The organism is Streptomyces sp. ISL-98 (assembly GCF_018614055.1).
In the GTDB taxonomy this organism is placed as follows: domain Bacteria; phylum Actinomycetota; class Actinomycetes; order Streptomycetales; family Streptomycetaceae; genus Streptomyces; species Streptomyces spiramyceticus.
In genome coordinates this window covers 37,969-47,183 of sequence record NZ_JAGGPB010000095.1, presented here as the reverse complement: position 1 = coordinate 47,183, position 9,215 = coordinate 37,969, and the positions used below count along the sequence as shown (strand labels likewise).

The window sequence follows — 9,215 nt, the reverse complement described above, 5'->3', positions numbered from 1 at the left end:
CATTTACGGGACAGCCCTTAGCGTAGGGCCCTGATAATGCTCGAGCCCAAACCGGGCAAGCCACTGGCCAAACCCGCTCCACCGACTCTTCAGCCGGCGTTGCGTCGGGAATCCAGCCAATAAGAAGACACGCGGCTGGACACGTTCTAGGGTTAAGTAGTTGCACTAGACGATGAGAGCGAAGGCGCCGAGTGTCTACCCAATCAGATCAGGACCCCCTCTTCGATGAGGAAGACCAAGACGTTACCGCCGAGCAAGCCGAGCCGCTCGAGGTACCGATTGAAGAGCGCCGCCTAGTTACCCAACCTTACGACTTGTCGCTGGCCACCCTTGTGGACGACATTCAACGTGAGCGACTTCTCCTCAGCATCGAGTACCAACGGAAATACGTCTGGGACAGGTCAAAGGCCAGCCGGCTAATCGAAAGCTTTCTCCTTAACATTCCCGTGCCGGTTTGCTATTTCGCAGAGAATGAGGACGGGTCATATGAGGTCATCGATGGATTGCAGCGCATCCAGACCATCAAAGACTTCCTTAACGGCGAGTTCGCACTTAGAGGTGTGTCAGTTGTTAGCGAATTTGAAGGGATGTTCTATACGGACCTTCCACTAAAGGAACAAAGGCGTCTTGGGAATAGGACCGTCCGCTGCATCGTCATCACCGATGATTCTCACCCGGACATTAAGTTTGATGTATTCGAGCGGTTGAATACAGGTTCCGCCATGCTCGCCGCGCAAGAGCTAAGAAATTGCATCTACCGCGGCCCGCTGAACTCCTACCTCAAAGAGCTGGCAGAAGAGGTAAGGTTCGCGCGCATCCTCGGGGGGCTCAAAAATAACCGAATGTCCTACGAGGAGTTGGCACTCCGGTTCTTCTCGCTGCACGAAGACTTGAGTTCATACAGGCCTCCCCTGCGTCAGCTCCTCAATACGTACATGCGTAAGCACCGCAAGGGCGAACCTAGCGACGAATCGATTCGCGTGTTCCTCGAGACTTGCGATACTGTTTTTGAAGTCTTCGCTTCGTCCGCATTCAGGTTGTCCAAGGATGGAAAGTTGGGCGCTTTCAACAAGGCGCTCTTTGATTCGATCATGCTGCCTCTTGCATTTGCGGACAGGGGAGCAGTCCTAAGTAAATCTGCAGAGATTCGCGAGTTGAGGACGGAGCTCCTCGACAGGGAGAGTTTCCAAACAGCGATCGGCCGAGCAACCGCCGACCGGAGTCGAATGCATGGACGAATCCGGGCCTTTGCTGCTGGACTCGTAAAGCTAGGGGTGCGCTGCGACCTCCCCACCCTTCCCGAATAGCGAGGGCCGATGGCTGCTTCCGACCTCGAGTCCCTCTCAGAATTCATCGATAGCCTGCGAGAAGTTGAGACCCTTCTGGTCATAGCCCCGATTCAACCACTAGGAGCAGGAGGAGCTGCGGCGCAGGCACATGACAGGGAGCTCGTTAACGCAATTACACGATCCTGCACGGTGATGCTCGTTGCGCATTTCGAGGGGTTCGTAAAAGCGGCATTGACGGAGCTAATCGACCAGATCTGCGAGGCCAAACCTCCCACTCGGAGAATCCCCGAAGGTCTGCTTGAGCTGCACACTAGAGGCAGGATAGAAGAAATCTTCGGAACGGAAGGGCGCGATAGAATTCATAAAACAAGAAAGCTCTTCTCTGCCTACGCTTCGCTTTGGGATGCAGATCGATCCATTAATCCGCAAGTTTTGTCCGCCAAGGTTCTCACTCGACAGCTCACTAACGCAAAGCCCGAAGTTCTGGAAAGCGTGTTCGCCACTCTGGATGTCGAAGACGTAATCGCGAAAATAGATGTCCACGTAAACCAGGCAATTGCCGAACGCGGTGATGAGGCGACACGAATAAAGGTAGGCGTGAAGTTGGCAGAAATCGTCAACAGGAGGAATAAAATCGCGCACGGTGATAGATCGGAGAAGCCAACGCCAGTCGAGGTCCAGAACTACATGGTGTTCCTAAAGGACGTCGCTGGTTGCCTGTCTGGAATCGTGCAGGGGCGAATACTACACTGTTGCTCTCTGAGGTGACGTCTTCGATGCAATGCGGAAATCACGACGGCCCATTGCAGGGCCAGCGTTCCTCCATTCGGCTTGACCACCACCCAATCGATCAAGTTAGGGCTAAGGGGTTTGGAGAGTGTCGTGCCGGACCCGGATGTTCATCGCCACCGTGTGCTCCCGGTGTGCGGCCTCGGACTCGGCCCGGCCAGAGCTCCAGTTCAATGGCTTGTTCCTTCGCCTGGCGACGTTTTCATCGGCCGGAGAAGGCCGGCAGCTGGGCGTGCACTCGATTCGGGGCGCGCTGCGTGAATCGTCGGAACGCGACGAACCGGGCGAATATTCGGATGCGGGCAGTGTGTACGGCCCGTACGGTCGACGCCCGTGGAAGCGCTCAGTGACAAACAGATCCGCTCGTCCTTCGTGAACTGCACCAAGGGCGACGCGTCCCGCCTGAAACTCCCCCTCGACTTCGCCGAACTCCCCTGGCAGGACCTGGACTTCCTCGGCTGGGTCGACCCGGGCGCACCACTGCGCGCGCACCTCGTGCTGGCGCGGCCGGACGGGCCGCTCGGGATCACGCTGCGGGTGCCCGGCGCGTCCCGTACCAGCGCGGTGAAGTCCAGCCTCTGCCAGCTCTGCCTCACCGGCCACGCCTCCTCCGGCGTCACCCTCCTCGTGGCCCCGCTGGCGGGCGCCCGGGGGCGCGCGGGCAATACCGTCGGCATCTACGTGTGCGCCGACCTCGCCTGCTCCCTGTACGTACGGGGCAAGCGGCAGCCCAAGCTGCGCAGCGGCCGCTACGAGGAGAGCCTGAGCGTGGAGGAGCGGATCACCCGCATGCTCTGCAACCTGGACGCTTTTCTGGCGAAGGTGACGCAGGGCTAGGGCGGGACCGTGGCCAGGTGGTAAACCGGGAGGAAATAGTCCCTGAAGCAGTACAAGCGGGTGGTCGTGGTGAGCAGCAAGACCTTGCGGGCCGATCCCTCGAACGCCGAGCAGGCGCGGGCCTGGGACGGCGAGGAAGGGGCCTACTGGGCCGCACACGCCGACCAGTTCGACCGCGCTGTCCGCGGCTACCAGCCACGTTTCCTCGAGGCCGCGGCCATCGGCGCCGGCGAGCGGGTGCTCGACATCGGCTGCGGCACCGGCGAATCGGCCCGTGCCGCCGCGCGCCTGGCTGTCGGCGGCTCGGTGCTCGGCGTCGATCTGTCGGGCGAGATGCTACGCGTGGCACGGCAGAAGGCCGCCGGGGAAGGGCTGCGCAACGTCCGCTTCGAGCAGGCCGACGCCCAGACGTATCCATTCCCCGAAGGGGAGTCCGACGCGGCGATCAGTCGCAGCGGGGCGATGTTCTTCGCCGAACCGGTGACCGCGTTCCGACACATCGCACGGGCTCTGCGCCCCGGCGGCCGCCTGGTGCTGCTGGTGTGGCAGGCGCTGTCCCGCAACGAATGGTTCCTGGCCTTCACCACGGCTCTGGCCGCGGGCCGGACCCTGCCCACACCGCCGCCCGGTGCGCCGGGTCCGTTCTCCATGGCCGACCCCGACGACGTACGGGCCCGGCTCACGGCGGCGGGCTTCAACGAGCCGCGCTTCGAGGACCTGTCCGTCCCCTTGTACTTCGGGCCGGACGCCGAGCAGGCGTATGCGTTCGTCTCCGGGCTCCGTGGCTGGATGCTCGACGGCCTCGACGAAAACGGCCGCCACCGCGCCCTGACCGACCTGCGCGCGACCCTCGACTCCCACGAGACGCCGAGCGGCGTGCTGTACGAATCGGCCGCCTGGCTCATCACTGCCGATCTTCCCTAGGCCGGCGGACAGGGCCTGGTTCGTTCACAGGGCCCTTCCCCTACGTGGCGGAAACATCACGGTTTGACTGAAACCTCGCCCTTGCATAAGCAACTGCTTAGCATGGCGGTCGAGGAACTTCGCCGCGCTCCGCGCAGGTACGACATGGCAACTCGCGTGGTGATCTCGCACGTCCCGTCCAGCTGGAGGGTCCATGCACAACAGTTCCGTCCCCGGCAGCGTTCGCCCCCGCGGTCACGGCGTAGCCGTCGGCGCCGCAGATCCCACTCCCCTCCAGCTCTTCGACCGCGCCTGCCGACGCCTTCTTGGGCAGGGCCCGAAATTCACGGAATTCACGGACACCGTCGTGGCGAAGATCCGCGCCGAGGTGCCGTACTACGCCGACCCGGTGCTCGCGCCGCCCGACGTGCGGCAGACCGTGAGCACCGGCATCCGCCACGGGCTGGAAGCCGGCGTCGATCCGAGCAGAATCGTGGACGTCGAGCGGTACACCAGAGAGCTGGGCATCAGGCGTGCGGAACAGGGCCGCCCCCTCGACGAAGTGCTGCACGCCTTCCGTGTAGCCGGCTCCGAGGTCTGGAGCGGGATCATCAACGTGGTGGAGGGGGACGGACTCGGCGACACGCGCCAGCTGGTACGCGTCGCCGAGCTGGTGTGGAAGAGCAACGACCGCGACGCCGTCCTGGTCGCCGACGCCTACCGGCAGGCCGTCGAGGGCGTCGCCAGCCGGCACGGTGAACGCGTCCGCCTGGTCCTCGCCGCGCTGCTGGAGACCCGTAACGAACCCGGGTTCGCCCGGAGCGCGGCGGCGATCCTCGATCTGCCGCTCGACGGGCGTTACGCGGTCGCGGTGGTCGGAGCGACACCGCCGTACGGCCGCGCGCCCCGTACCGCTCCGGAGGTTCCCGGCATACGGATCCTGCGGCACACCTGCGGGCCCCGTGATGTGCTCGTCGCCCACCTGGGCGACCGCCCCCTGGACGTGCTCGCCTCCGGCCTGGATGCCGGTCCCGGGTTCCGCATCGGGATCAGCCCGGTCGTACAGGGTCTGGGAAGCCTGGCCCGAGCACACGACATGGCCGGACTCGCCCTTCGTACCTGCCGGGCCGACGGGGAGATCGCCCGGCTCGACTCCCGCCTGCCCGACGGTCTCCTGATCTCGCGGCCCGACCTGTCCGCCGAACTGGCCCACGGGGTACTCCGGCCCCTGTACGACCTGGAACCCGCCGACCGCGACACGCTGTTCGACACCATTGGCATCTGGATCGAGAACGGTGGCTCCGCCGTCCAGGCCGCCCGGCGCATGTTCTGCCATCGCAACACCGTGCTCAACCGTCTGCGCCGCCTCGAACAGATCACCGGCCTCGCGCTGACCCGCCCGCGCGATCTGGTGCAACTCACCCTCGCGCTCGACGCCCACCGCCTGCTCGGACCGGCCGCCGCACTCGGCACCGCCCACGAAGCCGACGGCACGGCTGAATAGGCATCAGCACAGTCACACACGCAGGGCGTTGGGAGCGGACAACAACCACGGGCACAGCGCATGGACGGACCGGGGCGCCGGTGCTGCTCTGGTGAGCCTCGCATAAGAGGCGATCCATCACAGGCGACCCGTCATTGGCGATTCGTCATTGGCGATCCGTCCGCATCCACGCCCGCAGGAGACGTTATGGCCCACCCGCACGCCCCTCGGCTCCATCACCGCCCACGCCCTCCTCGCCCCGGCCTGTCCTTCGCCGTGGTCAACGGCTCGACCTTCGTCGTACACCTGCTCCTCGCCTGCTCCGCCGCCGACTTCATGGCCACCCGTATCTGGGGAGAGACCAGCATCGGCGTACCGGCACTCCTCCTCCAGGGCTCCCTGCTGGTGTGGACGGCGGCTCGGTACGACCGCCATGCGGAAGGCGGCAGTGCGTACGGACACGGCGAAGCCCTGCAGGAGCACGGGCAGGGGCAGGGGGAGTACCGATGAGTCCGGAGATCCTGCTCGCCGCCGCGCCCGGCGCCCTGGACAAGGACACGCGTGCCCTGGTTCTTGTGGGCTTCCTGGCCTTCATCGTCCCCATCTTGTTCATTTGCGTCCTCAGTGGCCCCGAGAGAGACCGGGTCAACGACTTCTACACAGCAGGTCGCAGGCTGCCGCCCGTGCGCGGGGCCTTCGTACTGGCCGGTGTCTACCTGTCGGCGGCCACAGTGCTCGGCACCACCGGAAGCGTCGCTGTCTTCGGTTACGACGGCCTGTTCATCGCCCTGTGTACGGTGCTGTCGCTCGGTGTACTGCTCCTGCTGGCCCACCCCCTGCGCGAGCGCGGCGGCTACACCCTGGGCGACACATTCGCCCTGGTGGCTCCCGGGCCCGCGGTGAGGATCGCGGTCGCCGTCGTGACCTTGAGCATCTGCGTCCCCTATCTCGTCGTACAGCTCTCCGGTGCGGGCGTGACCACCGCAGCGCTGCTGGGACTGCCCGGTCCGGGCGTCGAACAGGCAGCCATCGTCATGATCGGCATATTGGTCGTCTGCGCCACGGTGTTCGGCGGCATGCGCGGCACGATCGTGATTCAGATGATCAAAACGGTCGTGCTGCTCGGCGCGGCCGTGGCTGTGACAGCGGTGCTCCTCCATCGCTTCCACTGGAGCACCGACGCCCTGATCAACGCCGCCGGACAGGGCAGCGGCCGTCCCGCCGGCCATATGCGTCCCGGCCTCCGGTTCGCCGGCAGTGCCGATCCCGAAGGCACGCTCGACTTCATCGGCCTGGTGATCACCATCGTGCTGGGGGTGGCGTGCCTGCCGCACGTCGCCATGCAGCTCAGCGCGGCTCCCGACGCACCCGCCGCACGCCGTACGGTGCGCCACACCATCGCCATCGTCGGCGCCTTCTGCCTCGCCACAGGGCTGTTGGGCCTCGGGGCCGCCGCGTTGGTCGGCGCACCGGCGATCATGGCCGCGGATCCGGGAGGCAACAGCACCCTGCTGATGCTCACCGGCGAACTGGCGGGCGGCCCGTCGACCCACGCGAACGGGGCACTGCTCGTCGTCCTGGTCTCCTCCGCGGTTTTCCTCACCACGCTGGCCGTCGTAGCGAGCATCACCCTGGCGGCGGCGGGCGCGATCGCCCACGACCTGTACACACATGTACTGCGCCGTGGGCGCACGAGCGAGGGCCGCGAGGTGGCCGCCGCACGCTGGGCGTCCGCAGGGGTCGGAGCACTGAGCATCGGACTGGCCGTCTGGGTCCAGGGATGGAACGTCCTGTTCCTGTCGGCCCTCTCCCTGGCAGTGGCGGCCTCCTGCTTGCTGCCGGCACTGGTCTACTCCCTCTTCTGGACCGGCTATACGCGAAAAGGGCTGCTCTGGACGCTGTACGGAGGCCTGGGCTGCGCCGTCGGTCTGCAGATCTCCGGCCCGGTCTTCTCCGGCACGCCCTTGGCTCTCTTCCCGGACTGGCACCTGGACTGGTTCCCACTTCAGACGGTCGTCCTCGTGTCGATGCCCGCCGCCTTCCTGCTGGGCCGGCTGGGCAGCGCCCCGGGAAAGCGGCGCGCGCGGGAGGTCGCGGAGCACGGCTGGGCATGACGTACGGCGGGGCATCACGACGTACCGAGGCGTCAGCAAATCTTCGCAGCAGCGTCACAAGGGCTGCGCACCACCTTCGGCGGGGGCGGTTAGCGTTACGGCCGCTCGATCCCGCGTGCGGACTTGAACAGGTCGCCGGCGTCCCTGGCGGCGCAGTCAGCAGAAAGATCGCATATGGACTACTGCTCCTCGTGCCGCCGGACTCTCAACGGGGCACTCGTGTGCCCGGGCTGCGGCGCCTACGCTCCCGACATAGCCCCGCCTGCCCACCGCCCCGACGGCGCGGTCGCCTCTGCCGCAACGACGGTGGAGACGTGGTTCCCGGACGAGGCGGTACCAGTCGGCAGCGGCGTATCCGAAGCCGCGACAGACGGGACAGAAGCGACGGCGGATGCGTCCGGCAGCGCTTCGTCCGACGGCTTCGAGGGCGCCTCCGCCACCGGGCAGGGCCGGGCGGCGCGGCGTCGGCAGCTGGCGCGGTGGAAGAAGCACCGGCGTCGGGCCGTTGCGGCGACGGCGGTTGCGATTGTCGGTGGCGCCCTGACCGTTGCCGTGCTGCCGACCAGCAGGCCGTCCACCAGCCACACACACGCGGGGTCGCCGCCGGAGCCGGTGAACACGTCCACGTCCACGCCCCGTACGGCGAACACCGACTCGTCGACGGAGCAGCCGGACACCCGGGGTTCGCGGCATCCCGGCACTCGCCCACCCGTGACCACCAACCGGCAGCAGAACACCGCCGACGCCACAACTCCCTCCGCGACGACGAACCGGCAGCCGAAGGCCGCCGCCACGGCCCAGCCCCAAGCGCCCCTGAGCGCGAAGCCGGACACCAAGCCCGAGTCGGCGAAGGGGACGGCCGTCGACAGCCCCGACACCACCTCCGACGCCCCGGCCGCGCCCCCGGTCCCGGCCCCCGAGACGACCGCGCCGCCCGCTTCCACCGAACGCCCCGACGACGCGGACACACCGCTTGCGGACCTTTTCCCCAGCACACCGACGACCGAGCCGACATCGTCGGCGCACGTGTGCCTGATCGGCGTGTGCGTCGGCTGATCGCTCCGTTCGCAGGCTGTCGAGTTGTGAGACATCAAGGAGGCCGAGTCCCCGTGAGCCATGGCTACGAGGCCCACCTGCACAGAATCGGCCGGTGGTGGGCCGTCGACATTCCGGATGCCGCCCTCCACACCCAGTGCCGCACCCTCGACGAGGCCGAGGACCTGGCGCGCGAGGCCATCGCCGAAGCGCGTGGCGTTCAGGCGGACACGATCGCAGTGGAGCTGGTAGTTCCGGAGTTCGCGTCAGTGCTGCAGGCCGTGTCGGAGGCAAGGAGCCGCCGTGCGGCGGCCGACGGCGCCGAACAGCAGGCAGTCGCGGATGCTGCTCGCACCCTGGTCGAGGATTTGCGGGTAAGCCAGGGCGACGCCTGCCGACTGCTCGGTGTGTCCCACCAGGAGGTGTCTCAGCTCTCGACCGCCCCCCGCGGCTCCGCCGACTCACGTCCATGGCGCCTCGGCCCCCTGTCCATGCCGAGCGCACCGAAGCGTCAGCGACCAGGACCCGCCATTGGCACATCCGACAGCAGCATGACGCGCCCGAAACGGCACCGACAGGCTTCACCCAACCGCCCGGGCTGGGCGATTGCCGAGGATGACGCCTAAAAGGGGGAAACTTTTCCAGACGCCGGTAGAAGCGGTCTGGGATGAACACGGCGGCCTCCGCGATAATCAATGCGGGCTCCATTCGGCGCCCGGCATTTCACCGCCGCATTGAGCAATGCGAAATTCTCCCCCAGAGGGG

9 protein-coding genes are annotated in these 9,215 nt (G+C 66.3%); all 9 read left to right on the top strand.

Translation table 11 applies throughout. The features are described from left to right. Positions 1-191 precede the first annotated feature (191 nt). The 9 genes from J7I98_RS38830 to J7I98_RS38790 all read left to right on the top strand — a co-directional run bounded on the left by J7I98_RS38830 (position 192) and on the right by J7I98_RS38790 (position 9,076). The gene (locus J7I98_RS38830; RefSeq protein ID WP_214929770.1) at positions 192-1,307 is read left to right on the top strand and encodes a DUF262 domain-containing protein; all 1,116 of its coding nucleotides are present in this window, start codon (positions 192-194) and stop codon (positions 1,305-1,307) included. 9 nt (positions 1,308-1,316) lie between these two features. Then, positions 1,317-2,057: an MAE_28990/MAE_18760 family HEPN-like nuclease gene (locus tag J7I98_RS38825; protein WP_214929769.1), complete on the top strand. Its 741-nt coding sequence runs from the start codon at positions 1,317-1,319 to the stop codon at positions 2,055-2,057. 354 nt (positions 2,058-2,411) lie between these two features. Further along, positions 2,412-2,915, top strand: coding sequence for an FBP domain-containing protein (locus J7I98_RS38820; RefSeq protein ID WP_214929768.1), 504 nt, complete (start codon positions 2,412-2,414; stop codon positions 2,913-2,915). A 69-nt stretch (positions 2,916-2,984) separates the two neighbouring features. Continuing rightward, the gene (locus J7I98_RS38815; protein ID WP_214929767.1) at positions 2,985-3,839 is read left to right on the top strand and encodes a class I SAM-dependent methyltransferase; all 855 of its coding nucleotides are present in this window, start codon (positions 2,985-2,987) and stop codon (positions 3,837-3,839) included. A gap of 193 nt (positions 3,840-4,032) precedes the next feature. Next, positions 4,033-5,322: a CdaR family transcriptional regulator gene (locus J7I98_RS38810; RefSeq protein WP_214929766.1), complete on the top strand. Its 1,290-nt coding sequence runs from the start codon at positions 4,033-4,035 to the stop codon at positions 5,320-5,322. 186 nt (positions 5,323-5,508) lie between these two features. Continuing rightward, positions 5,509-5,811 (top strand): hypothetical protein, encoded by a 303-nt coding sequence (locus J7I98_RS38805; protein WP_214929765.1) that lies wholly within the window; start codon positions 5,509-5,511, stop codon positions 5,809-5,811. Continuing rightward, positions 5,808-7,415: a cation acetate symporter gene (locus J7I98_RS38800; protein WP_214929764.1), complete on the top strand. Its 1,608-nt coding sequence runs from the start codon at positions 5,808-5,810 to the stop codon at positions 7,413-7,415. The genes J7I98_RS38805 and J7I98_RS38800 overlap by 4 nt, the downstream gene beginning before the upstream one ends. A gap of 174 nt (positions 7,416-7,589) precedes the next feature. Next, a complete protein-coding gene (locus tag J7I98_RS38795; RefSeq protein ID WP_214929763.1) occupies positions 7,590-8,471 on the top strand; it encodes a hypothetical protein in 882 nt (293 codons plus the stop codon). A gap of 53 nt (positions 8,472-8,524) precedes the next feature. Then, positions 8,525-9,076: a hypothetical protein gene (locus tag J7I98_RS38790; RefSeq protein WP_214929762.1), complete on the top strand. Its 552-nt coding sequence runs from the start codon at positions 8,525-8,527 to the stop codon at positions 9,074-9,076. The last annotated feature ends 139 nt before the right edge of the window (positions 9,077-9,215 follow it).